The organism is Pandoraea sp. NPDC090278, from assembly GCF_044772185.1.
GTDB lineage: Bacteria > Pseudomonadota > Gammaproteobacteria > Burkholderiales > Burkholderiaceae > Pandoraea.
The window spans coordinates 161,528-184,337 of sequence record NZ_JBIVYJ010000006.1 but is presented as its reverse complement, the minus strand read 5'-3'; the positions used below and the strand labels follow the sequence as shown (position 1 = coordinate 184,337).

The 22,810-nt window shown below is 63.5% G+C and carries 17 protein-coding genes and 2 tRNA genes; 7 read left to right on the top strand and 12 right to left on the bottom strand.

All coding sequences use genetic code 11. The features are described from left to right. Positions 1-9: 9 nt before the first annotated feature. Both glcE and ACIQWO_RS21455 read right to left on the bottom strand, forming a co-directional pair. Positions 10-1,179, bottom strand: coding sequence for a glycolate oxidase subunit GlcE (glcE, locus tag ACIQWO_RS21460; RefSeq protein ID WP_402828701.1), 1,170 nt, complete (start codon positions 1,177-1,179; stop codon positions 10-12). Beyond that, positions 1,179-2,693, bottom strand: coding sequence for an FAD-linked oxidase C-terminal domain-containing protein (locus ACIQWO_RS21455; RefSeq protein WP_402828699.1), 1,515 nt, complete (start codon positions 2,691-2,693; stop codon positions 1,179-1,181). The genes glcE and ACIQWO_RS21455 overlap by 1 nt, the downstream gene beginning before the upstream one ends. Before the next feature lie 354 nt (positions 2,694-3,047). On the opposite strand from ACIQWO_RS21455, the gene ACIQWO_RS21450 reads away from it, so the two are divergent. Beyond that, positions 3,048-3,854 carry a FadR/GntR family transcriptional regulator gene (locus ACIQWO_RS21450; RefSeq protein ID WP_402828697.1) on the top strand — a complete coding sequence of 269 codons (807 nt, stop codon included), beginning with the start codon at positions 3,048-3,050 and terminating at the stop codon, positions 3,852-3,854. A 1,005-nt stretch (positions 3,855-4,859) separates the two neighbouring features. Continuing rightward, positions 4,860-6,185: an oxalate/formate MFS antiporter gene (gene oxlT / locus ACIQWO_RS21445; protein WP_402828695.1), complete on the top strand. Its 1,326-nt coding sequence runs from the start codon at positions 4,860-4,862 to the stop codon at positions 6,183-6,185. A gap of 172 nt (positions 6,186-6,357) precedes the next feature. On the opposite strand, the gene ACIQWO_RS21440 is transcribed toward oxlT, so the two are convergent. The 3 genes from ACIQWO_RS21440 to fdxA all read right to left on the bottom strand — a co-directional run bounded on the left by ACIQWO_RS21440 (position 6,358) and on the right by fdxA (position 7,023). Then, positions 6,358-6,433 (bottom strand) — tRNA-Asn (locus tag ACIQWO_RS21440). An 86-nt stretch (positions 6,434-6,519) separates the two neighbouring features. Next, positions 6,520-6,595, bottom strand: a tRNA-Asn gene (locus ACIQWO_RS21435). Between the two features lie 104 nt (positions 6,596-6,699). Further along, entirely contained in the window at positions 6,700-7,023 is a 324-nt protein-coding gene (gene fdxA, locus ACIQWO_RS21430; protein WP_402829194.1) for a ferredoxin FdxA, read from the bottom strand. Positions 7,024-7,377: 354 nt separating this feature from the next. On the opposite strand from fdxA, the gene pncB reads away from it, so the two are divergent. The 5 genes from pncB to rmuC all read left to right on the top strand — a co-directional run bounded on the left by pncB (position 7,378) and on the right by rmuC (position 13,634). After that, entirely contained in the window at positions 7,378-8,571 is a 1,194-nt protein-coding gene (pncB, locus tag ACIQWO_RS21425) for a nicotinate phosphoribosyltransferase (protein WP_402828693.1), read from the top strand. 169 nt (positions 8,572-8,740) lie between these two features. Next, positions 8,741-9,400: a lactate utilization protein C gene (locus ACIQWO_RS21420; protein ID WP_402828691.1), complete on the top strand. Its 660-nt coding sequence runs from the start codon at positions 8,741-8,743 to the stop codon at positions 9,398-9,400. A gap of 254 nt (positions 9,401-9,654) precedes the next feature. Beyond that, positions 9,655-11,073, top strand: coding sequence for a sodium:proton antiporter (locus ACIQWO_RS21415; RefSeq protein ID WP_402828688.1), 1,419 nt, complete (start codon positions 9,655-9,657; stop codon positions 11,071-11,073). 46 nt (positions 11,074-11,119) lie between these two features. Further along, complete coding sequence (locus ACIQWO_RS21410) at positions 11,120-12,112, top strand: 2-hydroxyacid dehydrogenase (RefSeq protein ID WP_402829192.1); 993 nt, start codon at positions 11,120-11,122, stop codon at positions 12,110-12,112. A gap of 58 nt (positions 12,113-12,170) precedes the next feature. Next, on the top strand, positions 12,171-13,634 hold the full coding sequence (gene rmuC / locus ACIQWO_RS21405; RefSeq protein WP_402828685.1) for a DNA recombination protein RmuC: 1,464 nt from the start codon (positions 12,171-12,173) through the stop codon (positions 13,632-13,634). 85 nt (positions 13,635-13,719) lie between these two features. Here rmuC and ACIQWO_RS21400 read toward each other — a convergent pair whose 3' ends face one another. From ACIQWO_RS21400 to ACIQWO_RS21370, 7 genes are all read right to left on the bottom strand, one after another. Continuing rightward, a complete protein-coding gene (locus ACIQWO_RS21400) occupies positions 13,720-14,217 on the bottom strand; it encodes a GNAT family N-acetyltransferase (protein WP_402828682.1) in 498 nt (165 codons plus the stop codon). 3 nt (positions 14,218-14,220) lie between these two features. After that, on the bottom strand, positions 14,221-14,505 hold the full coding sequence (locus tag ACIQWO_RS21395) for a hypothetical protein (protein WP_039401268.1): 285 nt from the start codon (positions 14,503-14,505) through the stop codon (positions 14,221-14,223). Positions 14,506-14,639: 134 nt separating this feature from the next. Beyond that, entirely contained in the window at positions 14,640-15,923 is a 1,284-nt protein-coding gene (gene glp / locus ACIQWO_RS21390; protein ID WP_402828679.1) for a gephyrin-like molybdotransferase Glp, read from the bottom strand. Positions 15,924-16,010: 87 nt separating this feature from the next. Continuing rightward, entirely contained in the window at positions 16,011-16,670 is a 660-nt protein-coding gene (mobA, locus tag ACIQWO_RS21385; RefSeq protein ID WP_402828676.1) for a molybdenum cofactor guanylyltransferase MobA, read from the bottom strand. 22 nt (positions 16,671-16,692) lie between these two features. Next, positions 16,693-17,499 carry a hypothetical protein gene (locus ACIQWO_RS21380; protein ID WP_402828673.1) on the bottom strand — a complete coding sequence of 269 codons (807 nt, stop codon included), beginning with the start codon at positions 17,497-17,499 and terminating at the stop codon, positions 16,693-16,695. A 182-nt stretch (positions 17,500-17,681) separates the two neighbouring features. Continuing rightward, positions 17,682-18,809: a GTP 3',8-cyclase MoaA gene (moaA, locus tag ACIQWO_RS21375; protein WP_402828670.1), complete on the bottom strand. Its 1,128-nt coding sequence runs from the start codon at positions 18,807-18,809 to the stop codon at positions 17,682-17,684. A gap of 353 nt (positions 18,810-19,162) precedes the next feature. Then, positions 19,163-22,519: an Rne/Rng family ribonuclease gene (locus ACIQWO_RS21370; protein WP_402828667.1), complete on the bottom strand. Its 3,357-nt coding sequence runs from the start codon at positions 22,517-22,519 to the stop codon at positions 19,163-19,165. Between the last annotated feature and the right edge of the window lie 291 nt (positions 22,520-22,810).

Below are 22,810 nucleotides of genomic sequence, written 5' to 3'. Positions count from 1 at the left end.
AGTAGCGATTTACCGGTACAACCGATGACGGTTGAAGATGCGGCTCGGATCGAATGCTTGTTGCAGACGCTCGCCGATAGCTTGCAGCGCGGCGCTCTGAGGCGTAAATACGCGCTCCGCGCCGGTCGACTTGCTGCCGTGGCGAAACAGCGTAGCATGCCCGCCGACCGCTGCGGCAATTGCGCGAATTTCGTCGGCCGGGCGCGGCGTGATCCACCACCGTTGTGCACCACCCCATTCGACGAGATGCGCGTCGCCGCCTGTCAGCGGCGGCGTGGTTGGCGGCACCGACAGACGCCACAGCGGCTGCCCGTCGCCCTGTACCGGCGCGGTGGCGAAGAATGGGTGCGTTTGCTCGCGCAGCGACGTCCAGAAGGCATGCGCTTCGAGGGCATCGACATGACGGCCACCCATCGTGGCGCGGGCGGCGTCGATGGCGGCGGCAGCACCGCCGAGGCGCACGCTCAACACACCGTCGTGCCACGCCGAGCCCATGAGCGGCAGCGGCTGACCGCCCCAGCGGTTGAGCTGGTCGATGGCCTCCGCCTGCGTCAGGTCGAAGCGCAACGTCGCCTCTGCCACCGCGCAGGGCAGTACCTTGATCGAGAGTTCCAGCAGGATGCCCAGTGTGCCGAGCGCACCGGCGAGGACGCGCGAGACGTCGTAGCCCGCCACGTTCTTCATCACCTGTCCGCCGAAATGCAGCACCTGGCCGTGTCCGTTCATGACGACAGCACCGAGCACGAAGTCGCGTGGCGCACCGACGTGCGGGCGGCGCGGCCCGGCGAGACCGGCGGAGATGCAGCCGCCCAGCGTCGCATCGGGGCCGAAGTGGGGCGGCTCGAAGGGAAGCATCTGGCCACGCTCGGCGAGCGCGGCTTCGATCTCCGCGAGCGGGGTGCCCGCACGCGCAGTGATCACGAGTTCGGCCGGATCGTACGAGACGATGCCGCGATAGGCGCGCACGTCGAGCGGCTCACCCGTGGGCGTTTCGCCGTACCAGCGTTTCGTGCCGCCGCCCTGAATGTCGAGCGGCATGCCGCTGGCGGTGGCGGCGAGCACGCGCTCGCGGATCGTAGCTAGCGCCTGTTTAGCGCGGCTCGCTTCGCTGTCGGGGGATGACGTTGGAGGCGGTGGTGTAAGCGGCACAACCGACGCCGTCTGAATAGCTTGTGACATCAGAACCTCGGCAAATCGGGATGGGGGAGCAGGCCGCCGCGCACATGCATCTTGCCGTACTCGGCGCAGCGCGCGCGCGTGGGGATGCCTTTGTCGGCGTTGAGCAGGCCAGCGGGATCGAAGGCACGCTTCACGGCGAAGAAAGCGTCGCGCTCTTCTTCGGAAAACTGCACGCACATCGAGTTGATCTTCTCGATGCCCACGCCGTGTTCGCCGGTCACCGTCCCGCCCAGTTCCACGCACGCTTCGAGAATGTCGCTGCCGAACGCTTCGGCGCGGTGCCATTCGTCCAGATCGTTGCCGTTGAACAGGATCAGCGGGTGCATATTGCCGTCGCCCGCGTGGAAGACGTTGATGCAGCGCAGGCCGTATTGCACCTCCATCGCCTCGATGCGCTTGAGCAGCGTGCCTATCGTGCGACGCGGAATGGTGCCGTCCATGCAGTAGTAGTCGGGCGAGATGCGCCCGGCGGCGGGGAAGGCGTTCTTGCGTCCGGACCAGAAGCGCAGACGTTCCGCTTCCGAGGCCGAGACCTGGATGCGGGTCGCGCCCGAGGCGCGCAGGACGGCCGAGACGCGGGCGATTTCTTCGGCGACTTCCTCGGGCGTACCGTCGGATTCGCACAGCAGGATGGCGGCGGCGTTGAGATCGTAACCGGCGTGCACGAACTCTTCGACGGCCTGCGTGGCCGGTTTGTCCATCATCTCCAGCCCGGCCGGGATGATGCCTGCGGCGATGATCGCGGCGACCGCATTGCCGCCCGCTTCGACGTCGTCGAAGCTCGCCATGATGACTTGCTGGACTTGCGGCTTCGGCACGAGCTTGACCGTGATTTCCGTCACGACGCAGAACATCCCCTCGCTGCCGATGAAAACGGACAGCAGGTCGAGGCCGGGCGAATCCAGTGCGTGGGAGCCGAATTCTACGACCTCGCCGTCCATCGTCACCGCGCGCACGCGCAGGACGTTGTGCACCGTGAGGCCGTACTTCAGGCAGTGCACACCGCCCGAGTTTTCAGACACGTTGCCACCGATGGTGCAGGCGATTTGCGAGGACGGATCCGGCGCGTAGTAAAGGCCGTAGGGCGCAGCGGCTTCCGAGACGGCGAGGTTACGCACGCCCGGCTGCACGGTGGCGGTGCGGGCGTAGGCGTCGACTTCCAGAATGCGCTTGAACTTTGCCAGCGACAGCACGATGCCGTCGGTGATCGGCATGGCGCCGCCGGACAGGCCGGTGCCCGCGCCGCGTGGCACGACGGGAACGTTGTTCGCGTGACACGCCCGCAGAATGCGGCAAACCTGATCTTCGTCGGCAGGCAACACCACGGCCAGCGGCAGCTTGCGATAGGCGGCCAGACCGTCGCATTCGTACGGCGTGATCTGTTCGCGGTCGGTGAGCCACTGGGCGTCGGGCACGGCGGCGCGCAACGCGGCCAGCCGGGCAGCGCGGGTGGCGTCGTTTAGCGTGTCGAAGACGGGTTCGTTCGCACGAGCGGTATCGAAGGCTGCGGACATCGCCGCAGAACCCGATGACGTCTGTGGCACCGGCGGCGCTGACACGGGAGAAGGGAGGGGCGACGCATTCGATGCCATCTGGCTTGCTCTCGGACGATCGTTGACGTGTAATGACATTGACGGGCCTTGGTCTACTGGTAGACTGGTCGACCAGTTGTCGGATGACGTCATCGTAAAGGGAATGATCTGATTCCGACTAGCGGGTTAACCCTAGGTTTAACGTCGATCCTCTAGCGCGGTGGGGCGACGGGTCGCAGGGGAGCCCTGAGCGAAGCCGCATCCTGTATCGTGGCGTCTGTGATTTTTCTGTCGAGAGCCGAAGCCGACATGTCGTCCAACGAGTCGTCCTTGCCTATGTCTACTTTTTCCGCCAACGAGCCCTCGGGCACCGTTGCGAGCTTTGCGCCGGTCACACCGCCGCCGCGCCTGCGTCTGTCCGACATGGTCTACGAGCAACTGGAGACGATGGTTGTCGAAGGCCGTCTCGCACCGGGCTCGGCGCTGCCGTCCGAGCGGGATCTGGCGCAGCAGATGGGCGTGTCGCGCCCCTCCTTGCGTGAAGCGCTACTGCGGCTGGAGTCGCGCGGGCTGATCGTCGGCCGAGCCGGGGGCGGTTATCTCGTCGCCAATGCCAGTCAGCCGTTGCTCGCCGAGCCGCTCTCGCAATTGATGTCGCGACACAGCAAGACCGTCGACGACGTGCTGGAAATGCGCGAAGTGCTCGAAGCGAAGGCCGTGGAGCTGGCGGCCGAGCGCGCGACGCCGGAAGACATCGCTCGTCTCGCACAGGCGCTCGAAGCGCTGGAAGCCGCTTTTGCCGCCGGTCGCGACGGTCTGGACGGGGAGGGCGACGCGCGTGGTCAGTCGCTGCTGACCCGCGTCCCCGAACTGGATGCGCATTTCCATCTGGCGCTGGCCGAGGCGACGCACAACCTCGTGCTGGTGCATCTGATGCATGCGATCTTCGAACTGCTGCGCGGCTCGGTCGTCGACAATTACCGCGCCATCGTCGGTCACGGCGCCGATCTGGCGGAGCTGATCGATCAGCATCGGCGCATTTTCAATGCTGTGGCGTCACACGACGCCGGTAGCGCGCAACGTTCGCTGCACGAACATCTCACCTTCATCCGCAACAATTCGGGCGACGTCGAGCCGGTCTGACCCCGATTTATCGCGTCGGCGGTGCCCTCGCCTGAGGGCAAACCCCACCCGCTAAAACCTCATCGTTTTCCCTGACGCTCTCCCACGGCGACGCACGTCGCGCGGGGGCGGCTGCGCCGACGCCTGAGCGCGGCACGCCCCGCAATGGCGCGGTTTACCTCAGTTTCCGAGTTATCGAGCGCTTACGTCTGCCACCACTGCTCGCCGCTCTCCCTGCATGCCCGACACCGATATGCGGGCGCTTTCGGGTTGACAGTGGTTCGGCCATCGACTAATTTTGGAACCATAAAAAATACTTAATTCGATATATTGAATCTTGTATATCAGATTCAAAGTGTCGAACCGGCCCCGGCAGGACCTGTGAAATTTCCGGGTAGGGGGGGCGGCGCGGCACGGTATTCATCGGAGACATCAGTGGGTAAGTACACATTTCCTTTCGGGCAGTCATCGTGCGACGTCGAGTTCGCACCGGGTGCCCTGTCGTATCCGCCGTCAGTGGCCACGCAAGACCTGCGTGCCCTGGGGTGTTCCTCATCTCCCTGCCGCCCGTTGTGGGCAGGCGATCTGGCGATCACGCGTCCGCGAGGCGCGCCCGCCTGAGTGACGTGACCTGGTCTGCGATGCGATCCGTGCGGTCCATCGCGACACGCCGACAGCGCAGGCCGGTCCGCACTCGAATTTGTTCACCAGTCACCCTTCGGCAGCCGGCAACTTGCCGACGCGGACCATGAAAAGTCTGTGTCGCCGCGCCGAAGAGGGGACCGGAAGGGTCCTTTGGCACTTCCGAGAGTCAGTCAGCCGGGGCTTAAGCCCTGCGAGCCTGCCGCCAGGCAGTGCTCCACGATCAAGCGGCCAAGCATGAGCCGCACGCAACGCCAGGAGGCGTGCCGTCTGCGCGACATCCCCGACTTTTCCGGGGCGCGCGACAGCACGCGATGACGGCGGGCACCGCACAACGAAAACGCGGGCCGTCGTCAATCGTCTGACAGGAACAGGAGGCAAGTCATGCAAGCAGCTGCGCAACCGGAGGAGAAGACCTCTTTTCTGGGAGGGCGCTGGTCACAACTGGTGATCGGCATCATCTGTATGGGCCTTGTGGCCAATTTGCAATATTCGTGGACGTTGTTCGTCGAGCCGATGCAAGCGAAGCACAACTGGGGCATCGCGGCGATTCAGGTAGCGTTCTCGATCTTCATCGTGGTGGAAACGTGGCTGGTCCCGCTCGAGGGCTGGCTGGTGGATCGCTTCGGGCCGCGTCCCGTGGTGGCTGGCGGTGCAGTGTGCGTCGGGCTGTCGTGGATCATGTATTCGTACGCTGAGTCGCTGACGGTGCTCTACACGGCGGCCGTCATTGCCGGTATCGGCGCGGGTTGCGTGTATGGCACCTGCGTGGGTAATGCGCTGAAGTGGTTCCCGGACAAACGCGGCCTGGCGGCGGGTCTGACGGCGGCGGGTTTCGGTGCGGGCGCTGCCATCACCGTGATTCCGATCGCGAACATGATCAAAGCGTCGGGTTATGAAGCTGCGTTCTTCAACTTCGGCATTGTGCAAGGCGTAGCGATCTTCATCCTCGCGCTGTTGCTGGTCAAGCCGCGTGCACCGAAGGGTGTCACGGTGTCGCGCCGCAATCTGGCGACGAAGCAGGACTACACGTCGGGCCAGATGATTCGCACGCCGGTGTTCTGGGTGATCTACATCTGCTTCGTTGCAGTGGCTGCCGGTGGTTTGATGGCCACGGCGCAGATCGGTCCGATCGCGAAGGACTACGGCATTGCTTCGATGCCGATGACGCTGTTCGGTGCGACCCTGCCGCTGCTGACGATGACGCTGTCGATCGACAATCTGTGCAACGGCTTTACGCGTCCGCTGTGTGGCTTCGTCTCGGACAAGATCGGTCGTGAGAACGCCATGTTCGTCATCTTCCTCGGGGAAGGCGTGGCGATGCTCGGCCTGATGCACTTCGGTCAGAACCCGTACATGTTCGTGTTCTTCGCGGCGATGACCTTCCTGTGCTGGGGCGAAATCTTCTCGATCTTCCCGGCGCTGTGTGCGGACACGTTCGGCAGCAAGAACGCCGCCTCGAATGCAGGCACGCTGTACACCGCCAAGGGCACGGCTGCATTGCTGGTGCCGCTGGCTTCGGTGCTGGCTGTCGGCGGTCACTGGGATCGCGTGTTCATCGCTGCGGCGAGCATCAGTATCGTGGCGGCAGTGGGTGCGAAGTTCGTACTCGCCCCGATGCGCCGTCGCTGGATCGAATCCGAAAACAGCAGCAGCGCACAGGCATCGACGAGCCCGTCGGTGGCGATGGGTGCACCTGCCAGCGAGTAAGGTCGCAGCAGACAGCTGTATCGGGTCTGAGCAGTATTGATGACAGAAAAACGGGGTGCCGGAAACGGTGCCCCGTTTTTTTATTTGAGGGGCGTCGGCTTGTCGATGTCGTCGTTCAACGATCAGGACGTAGAAAACAAAAAAGCCCGTCAATGACGGGCTTTTTGCGTTCTGGCTCCTCGACCTGGGCTCGAACCAGGGACCTACGGATTAACAGTCCGGCGCTCTACCAACTGAGCTATCGAGGATCAAACTTGGCAGTCGCACAACGCTGTAACGATGTGCCGACTAAAACAAAGGCCTCGCGGGAGCGAGGCCATCGCTTCGGTATTCTTGGCTCCCCGACCTGGGCTCGAACCAGGGACCTACGGATTAACAGTCCGGCGCTCTACCAACTGAGCTATCGGGGATCAAAAGAGAAAGCGATTATAGTGGCGGTTTTTACACACTGTCAACACTCCGGACGCATTTTTTATGCATCCGTCATGCGAATTCCGCCAGTCGTGCTCGCGCCTTAGCGCTCGAGCAGATGGAGCTTTTCCTTGACGTCTTTCCAGTCGTCCGCATCGGCGAGCGACGGCTTCGTCTTGGTGATGCTCGGCCAGCCCGGCGAGAGGTCGGCGTTGAGCTTGATGAATACCTGCTGGTCGCCCGGCACGTCCTCTTCGGCATAAATGGCATTCACCGGACACTCGGCCACGCAGACCGCGCAATCAATGCACTCGTCCGGATCGATGGACAGGAAGTTCGGGCCTTCGCGGAAGCAATCCACGGGGCAAACGTCCACACAGTCGGTGAATTTACATTTGATGCAGCTTTCGGTGACAACGTGCGTCATGCCAACTCCAGAGTAGGGCGCAAAACGGCTTCGATCGGCCGTTAAAGCGCGTATTGTAACGCAGCCCGTCATTGCGGGTGCGAGAGCCGAACGCGCGTTGCCGTCGGACGTCAGGCGCGTCTCGCAAGCCTCCTCACACCCTGCCGCAAGGCGCGCCGCGATCCCCGCTGTGATCACCGCCGTGATCCCCTTTTGCATTTGGGATGATGTGGTGCGTGACATCGCTTTGCGGTACGATGCCAGGTGTTCCTGTGCGCTGCCCGTCAATGAGCATTCCGCGCGTATGAAAGTACGCGCTAACGTTCGGCAGCGTTCGATGTTTTCTCGTGAGTGCTCCGCGCGGAGCCTGTCGTCATGATCATCACGTCGCTGCTCGATACCGATCTCTACAAGTTCACGATGATGCAGGTCGTCCTGCATCACTTCCCGGCGGCCCAGGTCGAATACCGCTTCAAGTGCCGCACCGAAGGCGTCGACCTCACGCCCTACGTCGATGAGATTCGTGACGAGATTCGCCTGCTGTGCGGGCTTCGCTTCACGGAGTCGGAGCTGCGCTATCTCGGCGCAATGCGCTTCATCAAGAGCGATTTCATCGATTTCCTCGACCTGTTCCATCTGAACGAGAAGTACATCACGGTCACACCGTCGCCGAAGGGCAATGGTGAAATCGACATCGAAATTCGCGGCCCGTGGCTTCACACGATTCTCTTCGAAATTCCCGTGCTCGCCATCGTCAACGAGGTGTATTTCCGCAATACGCAGCGCACGCCCGCGTATGAGGAGGGGCGTCAGCGTCTCAAGGACAAGATCTGCATGCTGGCGGAGCCGGTCGATTACCGTGATTGCAAAATCGCCGATTACGGGACGCGCCGCCGTTTCTCGAAAGAGTGGCATGAAGAAGTGATTCACACGTTGCGCGACGAACTCGGCGAGCAGTTCGCGGGTACGAGCAATGTGTACTACGCGTCGAAACTTGGGCTTACGCCGCTGGGCACGATGGCGCACGAGTATCTTCAGGCGTGTCAGGCGCTGGGTCCGCGTCTGCGCGATTCGCAGATTTTCGGTTTCGAGACTTGGGCGAAGGAGTATCGCGGCGACCTCGGGATCGCGCTCTCCGATGTCTACGGCATGTCCGCCTTCCTGCGCGATTTCGACATGTACTTCTGCAAGCTTTTCGACGGCGCACGCCACGACTCGGGCGATCCGTTCGCGTGGGGCGAGCGTCTGCTGGAGCACTACGCGCAGAATCGTGTCGACTCGCATACCAAGACCATGATTTTCTCGGACGGTCTGGACATTCCGAAGGTGTTGCAGCTTTTCGAGCGCTTCCGTGACCGCTGCAAACTGGCTTTCGGCGTCGGGACGAATCTGACGAATGACCTCGGCTATCAGCCGTTGCAAATCGTCATCAAGATGGTGCGTTGCAACGGTCAGCCGGTGGCCAAACTGTCGGATTCGCCAGGCAAGAATATGTGCGAGGACGATGCCTATCTGGCGTATCTGCGTCAGGTGTTCGAGATCGCACCGTTGCCGGAAAAGGCGAAGTGATCCGAAGGCGGGTGCAGACGATTCCGATAGTGCGCGAACGCCCGTCGCGCTGGCAGACCCAGCCGCTATAATTGCGCATCGCCCGCCAGACTTAGGTCCGGTGGCTTCGAGAGACGACACAGTGACGACGCCGGCCGCAGACCGGCGCGTCGGCTTCACAGGACAGCTCATGGATACCTCCGACGCCCGCAATCGCATCTTCGCCCGCATCCGCAACGCCCAGCATCGTCCCGATGCGGCTCGCGCGAACGAGCAGGCAGCGGCCGAGGACTATCTGGCGCGGCACCCGCAGGGACCGCGTCCGGCAATGGGCGACATCATGGCGACGTTCATCGCCAAGGCCGAAACCCTCTCAACGACGATCAACCGCGTGCCCGCCATGAGCGACGTGCCGGCGGCGGCCAGCACATATTTGCAGGCGAACGGCCTGACCACCCGTGCGGTGGCGTGGCCGACGCTGCGCTCGCTCGATTGGGCAAGCGCGGGCTGCGAAGTGGAGTTCCGTAAGCCGCACGGCGACGATCTCGTCGGCATCACCGGCTGCTTCTGCGCGATTGCCGAGACCGGCGCGCTGATGATGATGTCGGGACCGCAGACGTTTGCTTCGGCCACGCTCCTGCCCGAGACGCACATCGCCGTGGTGCCTGCGTCGCGCGTCGTCGCGGGGCACGAAGACGGCTTTGCGCTGATGCGCAGCGAGCGAGGGCAACTCTCGCGCGCGACCAATTTCATTGCGGGTCCGTCGCGGACCGCCGACATCGAACAGACGCTGGTGCTGGGCGCACATGGGCCCTACCGTGTCCATCTCATCATTGTCGACGGCGCCTAAAGCTAGCGCCGTGTCGCGCGGACGGTCGATCCGGCGCGCGACGCATCGACTTCGACTTTCTCACTCGCCCGCGTAGGTGCGCGACGGCGGGGCGCAGGACTTGCGCAAAGCGACCGAATGCCGAAGGCGTCGGTCTTTTCGAGAAACGTACATCATTATTTTGGGATTTTTCCCAAGGTCGTGCCGTTTTGGGCACTCCGGCGCTGACGGCGACTCGTACCCAGTCGACCATCAATCACTAGGAACCAGAAACAATGCATAAGGGGATTTGGGGAGCACTGACCGCGACGGGGCTGGCAGTGGCAAGCCCGGCGGCTTTCGCTGCCGGACCGGACGGCGCACAACTCGTCGCCTGGTGGGGGCTGCCGTTTGCCGGACTGCTGCTGTCGATCGCGCTCGGGCCGCTGCTCGCGCCCGCGTTCTGGCACCACCACTTCGGCAAGATCGCGGCGTTCTGGGGCGCCGCCTTCCTGCTGCCGTTCGCGCTGGTCTTCGGTGCAGGGGCGGCTTGGTACGGAGCCGTTCACGCGGTCGTCGGGGAGTACATTCCGTTCGTCGTACTCCTCACGGCGTTGTTCACAACGGCCGGTGGCATCTGCGTGCATGGCAACCTGCGCGGCGGTCCTTGGCTCAACACCGGGCTGCTGGCGCTGGGCACCGTGCTGGCGAGCATCATGGGTACGACCGGCGCGGCCATGCTGCTGATTCGTCCGCTGATTCGCGCGAACGATAACCGCAAACACAACGTGCACGTTGTCGTCTTCTTCATCTTCCTCGTGGCCAACGCCGGTGGTTCGCTGACCCCGCTGGGTGACCCGCCGCTGTTCCTCGGTTTCCTGCAAGGGGTCGATTTCTTCTGGACGACGGCGCATATCTGGCCGGAGACGCTGTTCATCTGTGCCGTATTGCTGGTGCTGTTCTTCATCATCGACGCCTACCATTTCCGTCAGAAGAACGAACGTCAGATTGAAGAACTGGATCCGACGCCGCACGCTGCGCCGCTGCGACTCGAAGGCAAGCGCAATTTCATCCTGCTCGCGGCAGCCGTCGGTCTGGTGCTGATGAGCGGTATCTGGAAGCCGGGCGTCTCGTTCGACGTGTTCGGCACGCCGGTCGACTTGCAGAATCTGGCGCGTGATGTCGGCCTGGTGGTGGTGACGCTGATCTCGCTGGCGATCACGCCGCGTACGGCGCGCGAAGGCAACGGCTTCAACTGGGAGCCGATGAAGGAGGTTGCCAAGCTGTTCGCCGGTATCTTCCTGACGATCATTCCCGTGGTGGCCATTCTGCGCGCGGGCGAAGCCGGTGCGCTGGGCTGGGTGATTCGTCTCGTGACGGGGCCGGGCGGTGCGCCCGATAACGTCATGTACTTCTGGGCGACGGGGCTGTTGTCGTCGTTCCTGGATAACGCGCCGACGTACCTGGTGTTCTTCAACACGGCAGGCGGCGACGCGGCGTCGCTGATGACGAGCGGTGCAGCTACGCTGGCGGCGATCTCGGCGGGCGCTGTGTTCATGGGTGCGAATACCTACATCGGTAATGCCCCGAACTTCATGGTGAAGGCCATTGCGGAGCAACGCGGCATTCGCATGCCGAGCTTCTTTGGCTATATGCTGTGGTCGGGCGCAATTTTGCTGCCGCTGTTCGTTGTGATGACCCTGATATTCTTCTGAGCCGCAATAAGCCCAAGCAGCCACGCGGCCAACCTTTACGAGACAACTGGTGAAACCGAAGATCCTGGTAGCCCGAGCCATTTTCCCGGACGTGATCGAGCGTCTGGCGCAGTACTTCGACGTCGAGCGTAACGATGCCGACACGGTGTTTTCGAGCGACGAGTTGCGTGCGCGTCTGGCCGACAAGGCCGGTGCGATCACCACGGCGAGCGAACGCATCGATGCGTCGGTGCTCGCCGGTGCGCCGAACCTGCGTGTGGTGGCCAACATGGCCGTGGGCTACAACAACTTCGATATCGAAGCGATGACGGCTGCGGGCGTCATGGCGACGAACACGCCCGATGTGCTCAACGAGACGACCGCCGATTTCGGCTGGGCGTTGCTGATGGCGACGGCGCGTCGCGTGACCGAGTCCGAGCGTTGGTTGCGCGAGGGGCACTGGGACAAGTGGGCTTACGACATGTTCCTGGGCGCCGACGTGCATGGCAGCACGCTCGGCATCGTTGGCATGGGACGCATCGGTCAGGCGATTGCACGTCGCGCCATGGGCTTCAATATGCGGGTGGTGTATCACAATCGCTCGCGTCTCGATGCCGCGACGGAAGCGGCTTGCAAGGCGAGTTACGTCGACAAGGACACGCTGCTGCGCACGGCCGATCACGTCATTCTCGTCTTGCCGTATTCGAGCGCAACGCATCACACCATCGGTGCCGCAGAGTTGGCGCTGATGAAGCCGACGGCCACGCTGGTGAATCTGGCGCGCGGCGGCATCGTCGACGACGCCGCGCTCGCGGCGGCGCTGGCCAATAAGCAGATCGCCGCGGCTGGCCTCGACGTGTTCGAGGGCGAGCCGAAGGTGCATCCCGATTTGCTGAAGGTGTCGAACGTCGTGCTGACGCCGCACATTGCGAGCGCGTCGGCAGCGACACGCCGGGGCATGGCGAGTCTGGCCGCCGACAATCTGATCGCGGCGCTGGGCTTCGGGGCGGCCGCAGGAAAGCCGCCTTGCCTGCTCAATCCGGCAGCGCGTAAGTCGTAAGCAACGTCGGCAGTGACGTTGGCAGAATAGAGAAAGAATCAACGGGAGTCGCAACGCGATGGTCGAGATGGTGTTGGTAGCGCTGGCGGCGCTGAATTTGTTGGTGATGATCGCGATTGCGGTGAAGGTCTGGCAGCGCGGCGGCGACGCGTCGCTGCGCGCGACGCTCAATGACTCGCTCACCAACGTGCGTGACGATCTGCTGCACGCGGCAGACCGCAGCGAACGCGGGCTGCGTCAGGAGTTCGCCGAGACGGCGCGCGCCGGTCGCGGTGAGCAAAGCGCGCAGATGGCGCAGTTCCAGCAAACGCTCGCGGCGCAGATGACGAGCGTCGCCACGGTGCAGAACAATCAGATCGACGGCTTTGCCCAGCAGCTCGCGAAGCTCACCGAGTCCAACGCCGCACAGCTCGAAGCGATTCGTCAGAGTCTGGTGCTCAATGGCCAGCAGATGCGCGAAGAGCAGACGTCGACGTTGCGTCGCTTCGGCGAAGCGCAGCATCAGCAATTGACGCAACTGTCCGAAGGCAACGAACGGCGTCTGGCGGAAGTGCGTGCCACGCTTGAGCAGAAGCTCAAGGACATCGAAGTCAACAACGCGGCAAAGCTGGAAGAAATGCGTCGCACGGTCGACGAGAAGCTGCACGCCACGCTTGAACAGCGGCTCGGCGAGTCGTTCAAGCTGGTGTCGGATCGTCTGGAACAGGTGCATCGCGGACTCGGCGAGATGCAGACGCTCGCCGCAGGTGTGGGCGATCTCAAGCGCGTGCTGACCAACGTGAAGACGCGCGGCATCTGGGGCGAAGTGCAGTTGCAGGCGCTGCTCGAACAATTGCTCACGCCTGAGCAGTATGCGAAGAACGTGGCGACGCGTCCGGGTAGCACCGAGCGCGTTGAATTTGCGATTGCCTTGCCGGGGCAGAGCGGCGACAGCAACAAGCCGGTCTGGCTGCCGATCGATGCCAAGTTCCCGCGTGAGGATTACGAGCGCTTGCTCGATGCGCAGGAGCGTGCCGACCCGGCAGCAGTCGAAGAGGCTTCGAAGGCGCTGGAAACGCGTATTCGTCTGGAAGCGAAGACGATTGCAGACAAGTATCTGGCACCGCCGCACACCACCGATTTCGCCCTGCTGTTCCTGCCGACGGAAGGGCTGTATGCCGAAGTGCTGCGACGTCCGGGATTGTCGGATCTGCTGCAACGCGAATATCGCGTGACGGTGGCGGGACCGACGACGCTGACGGCGTTGCTCAACAGTCTTCAGATGGGATTCCGTACGTTGGCCATCGAACGACGTTCCAGCGAGGTCTGGCAGGTGCTGGGTGCGGTGAAGACGGAGTTCACCAAGTTCGGCGATGTGCTTGCCCGGACGAAGTCGCAGTTGGAGACGGTGACACGCTCCATCGACAAGGCGGAAGTCCGTACCCGGGCGATGGCGCGTCAGCTCAAGGCGGTCGAAGCATTGCCCGGCGAGCAGGCTGTCGAACTCCTGGGCGTCGAGATGGAGCAGGACGAAGAGGAGTGAGCGTCGGTCCGCACGACCGCTTCGCCAAATGCAAAGCGCCCTGAATGTTCAGGGCGCTTTTTTATTCAGGACGCTTCAACACGCTTCAGGTCCTGGACGCTTTCCCGCCATCGGCAAATTGCGTGAGGGCGTCGCCCGTCATGCGGACCACGCGCCAGTCGGGCAGGACCGTTGCGCCCTGCGCCTCGTAGAAGTCGATGGCCGGTTGATTCCAGTCGAGCACCGTCCATTCGAAGCGTCCGCAATTGCGCTCGATAGCGATGCGCGCGAGCTGACGCAACACCGCTTGCCCCACACCACGGCCGCGCATCGTCGGCTGCACGTAGACGTCTTCCAGATACAGACCCCGGCGGGCGAGGAACGTCGAGAAGTTGTGGAAGTAGATGGCGTAGCCGACCGGCACGCCATCCCACTCGGCCATCAGGCATTCGGCGGCGGGCGTCGCGCCGAACAGCGCCTCGTGCACGCTCTCAGGCGTTGCCTCGAAGATATCCAGCAACTTTTCGAAGACAGCCAGTTCTCGCATCAGGCCGTGGATAGCGCCGACGTCGTCGACAGTCGCAGCGCGCAGGGTCAGGGACATCGCTTAGTACTCTTCTTCAGGGGCGTCGCTCAGCGCGATCTCGATGCCGCCGAACTTCACCGCCACCCAGTTATACAGGTGGCAAGCAATCCAGAGCAGCACGAAGCCCACGATGGCGTTGAGCACCAGCGCGGAGATGATCGCGAGGCCCGGCAGTTCGCCGTAGCGGATAAACGCCGCCAGGAAGGCGAGCAGAACCAGCGGAATGCTGAAGGTGAGGTAGACCAGCACCAGCGCTTTGGCCGTCTGGCCGGGACTGATGTACGTGATCTGCTTTTTTGTTGTCATTGCCGTGTGCTTTCGGTTTGTGTGGTGCTGGCATCGTCGAAGCGCCGACGCCAGCGATATTTCGTTAATGCGTTGCTTCGCTTTTTGGGTGGAATTCGGATGCGCTAGTGCTGGAGTGAGTATCGGGTTTGTTGTTACACCAGACCGTCGAATGCGATGACGTCGACCAGTTCCCCAGCGGCGACGTCGCCACGTTCGGTGCCCAGCGTCACGAAGCAATTGGCTTCGCTCATCGTGCGCAGAATGCCCGCGCTTTGTGCGTCCGCGACGGTGACTTGCCAGCGGCCTTGATCATCCGCAGCGAGAATGCCGCGCAGAAACTCGGTGCGCCCCGGGCGTTTGGCGATGGCGGTGGCCGTCGGTACGGGCAGGCACGGCGTGACTTGTGGTTCGGCGCCCATGAGGACGAACAGGCCGTCTCGCACAAGATGATAGAACGACGCCATCACGGCAGCCGGGTTACCCGGCAAGCCGAACAGCAGGGCGCGCTTGCCCTCGCTTTCCAGCTCACCGAAGGCAAACGGACGACCCGGGCGCATCGCCATCTTCCAGAACACGACGTTGCCCAGACGCGTCATCATTTCGCGCGTGAAATCGGCTTCGCCAACGGATACGCCGCCCGAGGTAATGACGGCGTCGGCCTCGCGGCATGCCGTGCGCAGGGTGTCTTCGATGGCCTGAGGATCGTCGCGTACGACGCCCAGATCCAGCACTTCGACGCCCAATCGTTGCAGCATGCCGAAGAGCGTATAGCGATTGCTGTCGTACAGATTGCCCGGGGCGAGCGGTTCGCCCACCGAGCGCAGTTCGTCGCCGGTCGAGAAGAAGGCGACGCGAATGCGTCGGCGCACGGGGACTTCAGCAATGCCCAGCGACGCCAGCAAGCCGAGCGCTGCCGGTCGCAGTCGCTTGCCTGCATGCAGGGCGGTGTGGCCTGCGGCCAGATCTTCCCCGACATGACGCACGTGACGCCCGGGCGTGACAGCCGCCGCATCGAAGGTGACGATTTCGGTGTCGCCTTCGCGTTGCACCTGTTCCTGAGGGATGACGGTGTCGCAACCGGCGGGCAGAAGCGCGCCGGTCATGATGCGCACGCATTCGCCTGCGGCAGTTACACCATCGAAGGGATGGCCTGCAAACGAGCGGCCTGCGACACGCAGACGAACTTCGCCACCAGCGGCCAGCGCGGTGCCTGCAAACGCATAGCCGTCCATCGCGGCGTTTTCGAAAGCGGGGACATCGAGCGGCGATACGACGTCGCGACCGAGCACGCGGCCCAGTGCGCTGCGTACGGCGATCTGCTCGATGGCGGATACGGGACTCGCGGTGCGCGCAATGATGGCGCGCGCCACTTCGACCGTCATGTGGTTAGGGTCGTAGTCCGGCAAGCCGGCCAGGGCTTCGTCAAGTGTTGTCATCGGTATGGCGTCGTCATCCGGCACGTACCCGGCATGAATCCCGTAAAAGCGGTGGCGACGGATCGGGCTGCGTCGGCACCCGGCACTTCAGGGCGCGCGCGGCGAATCGGTAAGGAGGTCGTCCAGCGTGTTGACATTGTAAAACGGACGCTCGTCACCGAAGTGAACTTGTACGGCCTTGTGGCGTGCGAGCCACGCTCGCACACGGTGTTCTCCGGCCGCCAGCGTCGCCGCCAGATCGTCGGCCAGTGAGCGGTGCAGAAGCGCGAACACCGGATGCGGCCCCTGCGCCGTTGCGGCATAGGCAGCCAACGGGCGGGGGCTGGCGGGCGCATCGGGATCGGATTGGGGGAGCGCGTTCAATGCGGCGCAAAGCCGTTCGCCCAGATCGTCGGGAAGGTAAGGGGAGTCGCACGGCACGGTGAGGACATAGTCCGTACATGCCGCGCGCAGTCCGGCCAACATGCCCGCGAGCGGTCCGGCGAAATCCTGCGTTTCGTCGCTTATTACACCGTCCGCGCCGTCTGTACCGAGATCGGCGAGGGCGGCCGCATAGGCATCGCGATTCCGATTGGCACTGATCAGCAACGCGCCAACCTGCGGATGCAGACGGGCTATCGCATGTTCGACCAGCGGTCGTCCGGCGAAGGGCTGGAGGCCCTTGTCACGTCCGCCCATGCGCTGACCGCGCCCGCCCGCGAGGATCAATCCTGTGATGTCGCTGCGGCGGAAGGGCGGGGTCGTCATGGATGGAGGGCGGATGACTGGGTCAGGAGCGGTTCAGGGCGATGACACGTCCGGCGGCATCGAACCAGACGGCGCCGTCGCCGAGCATCACCCCTTGATCGCGAGCGAACATCAGGCGAGGCACGGCTGCGCCGATGGTCCGTACGTAACCATCGGTGAAGATCTCGTTATAGCGCGCAAGCAATGACTTCGGGTTCCGAAGAATGATCGTTTTGCCACGCAACGACACATGCAACGGGTAACGGATCGATTGTGCGACGACATCGCGTCGGTCGTCGAGCACGCCCTTGCGGAACTGCGTCGCCGCGCGATTGATGGTCTCGTCGTCGTTCACGCCCGCCACGCCGTACAAATGGTCGATCTTTCCGCTCTGGATACTGGCCAGCGACAGATCGAACGGCACCGTGCGGCCGCTGCGCAGGTCTTTCCACTGGCCGGAAATCACTTCGCACGAAGACGATGCGCCGCGTTGACGATTGACGTCGTCCGCTGCGGCGAATTCGCCTTCAAAGGTGGCGCGCGGCATGCCGCCAGCGTCGAATTCGGTCAGATGCAGGTGCGACTTGTTCTCCAGCTTGCCCGTGAGTGCCGTGTCGCCTTGCGAGGACGCATTGGCGTACCGGCCGTCGAGCTTGCCGCCGGAGGTCGAACGAAGCACCAATCGCAGCGGATTGCGTTCGCCGAGTTGACCGGTGTAGGTCATGACGTGGTTGGCAATGTTGCGATCGGACGGGTCGCAATCGGCACGGGCGAGCGCCGGTGTGAGGGCGGTGACGAGCATCGCCAGGGCACTCAGGCCGATGGCGATGAGGCGCGACGGGAAGGGCATGCGTGTGCGGCCTGTGTGCAGGGCGTCACGTCGAGCCACACGGGGAAGAGCAGGCGAGGAGTCTCGGGCGCAACTAGCGTCCGGGGCAACAGAAATCATGAGTCGAGAAGGAATTCGGTAAATCGAAAGCGGCGAGACGAACCGCACGGCGCTGGAGCGGTCAGGCATGCGAGCCCGAGCACTTATCCGCCGATGTAGGACATCTCCACTTTCGGTGGTGCGTCTTCAGGCAGGCCGGTGGCCGCCGTGCGCAAGGCTGAGTAGCGGTCGATGCGCTTGTGCCAGATGTCGCCGATGACGGTCGAAATCTGCGCGTCGCTTGCGCCGTTACGCAGCAGCGTACGCAAGTCATAACCCGAGCTGGCGAACAGACACAGGTACAACTTGCCTTCCGTAGACAGGCGGGCACGGGAACAAGTGCCGCAAAATGCGCGGGTGACCGAGGAAATGACACCGACTTCCCCGCCACCGTCGCGATATTGCCAGCGCTGCGCAGTCTCGCCCGCATAGTTGGCTTCGAGCGGTTCGACCGGCAGGGCGTCGTTGAGCCGGGCGATGACGTCGGCGGACGGCATGACTTCATCCATGCGCCAGCCGTTCGACGTGCCGACGTCCATGTATTCGATGAAGCGCAGCACGACACCGCTGCCGTGGAAGTGTCGCGCCATCGGCACGATATCGGAGTCGTTGGTGCCCCGTTTGACGACCATGTTGACTTTGACCGGGCCAAGGCCGACGTGCTGCGCCTCCGCGATGCCTTCGAGCACCTTGGCGACCGGAAAGTCGACGTCGTTCATCTGCCGGAAAATCGTGTCGTCGAGGCTGTCGAGACTGACCGTGACACGGGTCAGTCCGGCGTCCTTGAGCGATTGCGCACGACGCGCCAGCAACGACCCATTGGTCGTGAGCGTGATGTCGAGTGGTTTGCCCGACGGCGTGCGCAGGCGTGCCAGCATCTCGATCAGACGCTCGATGTGCTTGCGCAGCAGCGGCTCGCCGCCCGTCAGACGCAGCTTCTCCACGCCATGTTCGACGAACAGGCGCGCAGCGCGCTCGATCTCTTCGAAAGACAGCAGGGAGGATTGCGGCAGGAAGGCGTAGTCCTTGTCGAACACGTCCTTCGGCATGCAGTAGACGCAGCGGAAGTTGCAACGGTCCGTCACCGAAATCCGCAGGTCGTGCAGCGGCCGTGCCAGCGCATCTTCGAGATGGCCGGTGGCAGCGCGCACTTGTGCGGGAATCTGCGGCGCATGCGTCGCATAACGCGCGTCGCTACGCAGATCGGTGAGTCGGATGATCGTTTCAGTCATGGTGGGGCCTTAGCTTGCGTCTCCATTCTAACGAATTGGCCTGATGGCCGCCGAAGTCGGCCCAATTCAGCCGATCTTAGCGATCGGGGCATCGGATATCGGTACCGAGGCCTTCGTTGTGAGACGTCAAACCCGTACTAAGGCAGAAGATACGGGCACGGCGAAACGGGCACAAGTCGGGACAACGCGGGGTTGCAAAGGGCGAGAGCGTCCCAAGGGCGCAACCATAAAAAAAGGAGGCCGAAGCCTCCTTTTTCTGGCATCACGCAGATTTCAGGTCGGTCGGGCGGACAGTGCACCGCGAGGTGCCGCCGCCCGGACGTTACATGAGATCGACGTCCTGCACTGCCCGATCACGAGCGCGTCGTTTCCACCTGCTCCATCGGACCGCTGTTGAGCGGCGTGGACGGGCGGCGTTCACGCGGCACGTGCGGTGCCGGTGCAACCTGCGCAGCGGCTTCCTTGGCGGCACGGTGCTTGTCGGCGTCCGTGTGGACCCAGACCAGACCCACGCTTTCCAGCGTCGATTCCAGTGCGCCGCGCTCCAGCGTCGGGGCAACCGCTGCCGGGGTAGCCTTCTGCGTCACGACTTCCGTCACCGCAGCGGCGGCTTCCATCACCACCGGTGCCGCAGGGGCTGCCGGAGCGACCGGGGCCGGTGCGACTTCCACCGGCTTGGCGGTTTCGACCATCTGGACCGGCGCCGGGGGCGTCGATTGCGTCGTCAGTTGAGCCGATTCGGCGACCGGTGCCGGTGCGGCTTCTGCCGGAGCGCTCGACGCGGCTGCCGTAGCGGCAATCTCCGTCAGGGCTTCGGCCGGAACCGTCGGCTGAGCCGGGGCAGGCGTGGCGACCGGCAGCGGGGCGCTGACCGGCGGCACGACCGGTGCGGCAGCGACTTCAGCGGCCGGCAGCGGTGCGACGTTGACCGGTGCGACCGGCGCGAATGCCGGAGCCTGCGTGACAGGTTCCGAAATCGGCTCGGAAACCGACTGCGACGGCACTTCCGGCGTTGCGGCCGGAGCGGCTTCCGTCACCGTGGCAACAGGTGCCGGGGCTTCGACCGGCGCGGCACGTACCAGCGTCGGTTCTGCGTGAACCACCGGTGCGGCGGCTGCCGGTGCCGGAATGGCCGGGGTCGTCGCACGGACCAGTGCGTCGGTCACAGCGATTTCGGCGGATTCGTCCGTCAGCATCGGGGCACGCGTGCCTTCGACCGCTTCCAGGGCATCGCCTTCGATTTGTTCGCCATCGGCGTTCAGTTGCGAGTCACCGGCTTCGCGCTCACGACGACCACCGCGACGACCGCGACGACGGCTGCGGCGACGCTCTTCGCCGCCTTGTTCGCCTTCTTCGCCGGTTTGCGGCGCGCCTTCGACCTGAGCCGTCAGACGATCCTGATCCAGTTCTTCCTGCTCTGCGTTCAGCGGTGCAGTCGGGACGGCGCGTTGCGTGACGGCTTGCTGGCCTTCGGCCCCTTCAGCCTGACGACGGTCACGACGCTCGCCACGTTCACGGCGGCTGCCGCGTTCGCGGCCTTCCCGCGGTTCACGACCTTCCTCGGCACGCACGTCTTGCGCCGGTTGACGCTGGGCGTCGTCGCGCTCGCGCTTGTCGCGGCCTTCCTGACGTTCCTGGCGCTCATTGCGGTCGCCACGCTCGTTGCGTTCATTGCGATCGCCACGTTCGTTACGTTCGTTACGTTCGTTACGGTCGTTACGGTCGTTACGTTCGTTGCGCTCACCACGGTCCGCACGTTCTGCGCGTTCCGGACGTGCACCACGACCGTCACGGCCCTCGCGACCTTCGCGCGCCGGCTGGCCGGCGTTGTCCTTGCCCGACTTGTTCTCGTCGCGAGCATTACCACGGCGATTGCGGTTTTGCTGATGCGGACGGTCATGGCGCTCACGCGGCGGGCGTGCCGTCGGCTTGGCCGGCTCTTCTGCCTTCACCGGTGCGGGTGCGGCGGCACCCATACCGAACAGGCGCTTAATGAAACCGAAGAAACCGCCGGTGGCCGGTGCGACTGCGGCAGGCGCAGTAGCGGCGACAGGTTCCGGACGCGGCTGAGCGGCCGGTGCCGGTTGTTCGGGCGTGATGCCCTTGACCGCAGCTTCCTGACGCGGACGCGCATCTTCCTTCTTCTTGCTGTAGCCAGCCGGATCTTCTTCCAGCGAGCGTGCGGCCTCTTCGGCGAGCGCGTAGCTGGCCTTCGGGGCATCCAGACGCGGATCGTCGAAGCGCAGGCGCTCCAGCTTGTAATGCGGCGTTTCGAGGTGCTTGTTCGGGATCAGCAGCACGCCAACCTTGAAGCGCGCTTCGATCTTGTTGATTTCCTGACGCTTTTCGTTGAGCAGGAACGCCGAGACTTCGACCGGCACCTGGCAGTGGATCGCTGCCGTGTGCTCCTTCATTGCCTCTTCCTGGATGATGCGCAGGACTTGCAGTGCCGACGATTCGGCATCGCGGATGTGGCCGGTGCCGTTGCAACGCGGACAGGTCACGTGCGTGCCTTCCGACAGCGACGGACGCAGACGCTGACGCGACAGCTCCATCAGGCCGAAACGCGAGATCTTGCCCATCTGGACGCGGGCACGGTCGTGCTTGAGCGCATCCTTCACACGTTGTTCGACTTCACGCTGGCTCTTGGCCGACTCCATGTCGATGAAGTCGATCACGATCAGACCGCCGAGGTCGCGCAGACGCAACTGGCGCGCGACTTCGTCGGCGGCTTCCAGGTTGGTGCGCAGGGCGGTTTCTTCGATGTCGGCGCCCTTGGTAGCGCGTGCCGAGTTCACGTCGATGGAGACGAGTGCTTCGGTGTGATCGATCACGATCGCGCCGCCCGAGGGCAGCGGCACCTGACGCGAGTAAGCCGTCTCGATCTGGTGTTCGATCTGGAAACGGGAGAACAGCGGCACGTCGTCGCGGTACTGCTTCACGCGGTTGAGGTGATCGGGCATGACCACCTGCATGAAGTTGCGTGCTTGTTCGGAGATTTCTTCCGTATCGATGAGGATTTCACCGATATCCGGCTGGAAGTAGTCGCGGATGGCGCGGATGACCAGGCTCGATTCGAGATAGATCAGGGCCGAATCGCGCGGCAATTCGATGTTTGCAGCAGCGCCTTCGACAGCGTGCCAGAGTTGCAGCAGGTAGTTCAGGTCCCACTGCAGTTCTTCGGCCGAGCGGCCGATGCCTGCGGTGCGGGCGATGATGCTCATGCCTTCCGGCAGTTCGAGCTGGCCCATCGTCTCGCGCAGTTCCTGACGGTCTTCGCCTTCGATACGACGCGAAACACCACCGCCACGCGGGTTGTTCGGCATCAGCACCAGATAGCGGCCAGCCAGGGAAATGAACGTCGTGAGGGCTGCGCCCTTGTTGCCGCGCTCTTCCTTTTCAACCTGAACGATGAGTTCCTGGCCTTCGGAGAGGGCGTCCTGAATGCGCGCATTGCGCACATCGGCACCTTCGCGGAAGTACGCGCGGGCGACTTCCTTGAACGGCAGGAAGCCGTGGCGGCCTTCGCCGTAGTTGACGAAGCAGGCTTCGAGAGAGGGTTCGATACGGGTGATGACACCCTTGTAGATATTGCCTTTACGCTGTTCGCGTCCGGCCGTCTCGATATCGATGTCGATGAGTTTTTGCCCATCGACGATTGCCACGCGCAGTTCTTCCTGCTGCGTGGCGTTAAACAACATGCGTTTCATGAAAACGACTCCCACCCGCCGCAGTTGCCAATGCGCAGTGCGTCGGGCACGTATCACTCGAGTTATCAAACACGCGAGGTTCGAGCCGGGAGTGGAAGAATTGCCGGGGGGTCCGGGCGATGAGGCCGACGGACGCTATGGCGCCAGGAATACGTTTTCGCGCTCACCCGGATCCGCCGGGCCACCGGAAAACACCGGCTCGGCGCGGATCACTTCGGGCTTGCAGTCCATACCAATAGAAACTGGACGAGAAACTTCATCAGCGTTTTCTCGGGGCGCCTGCCGACACTT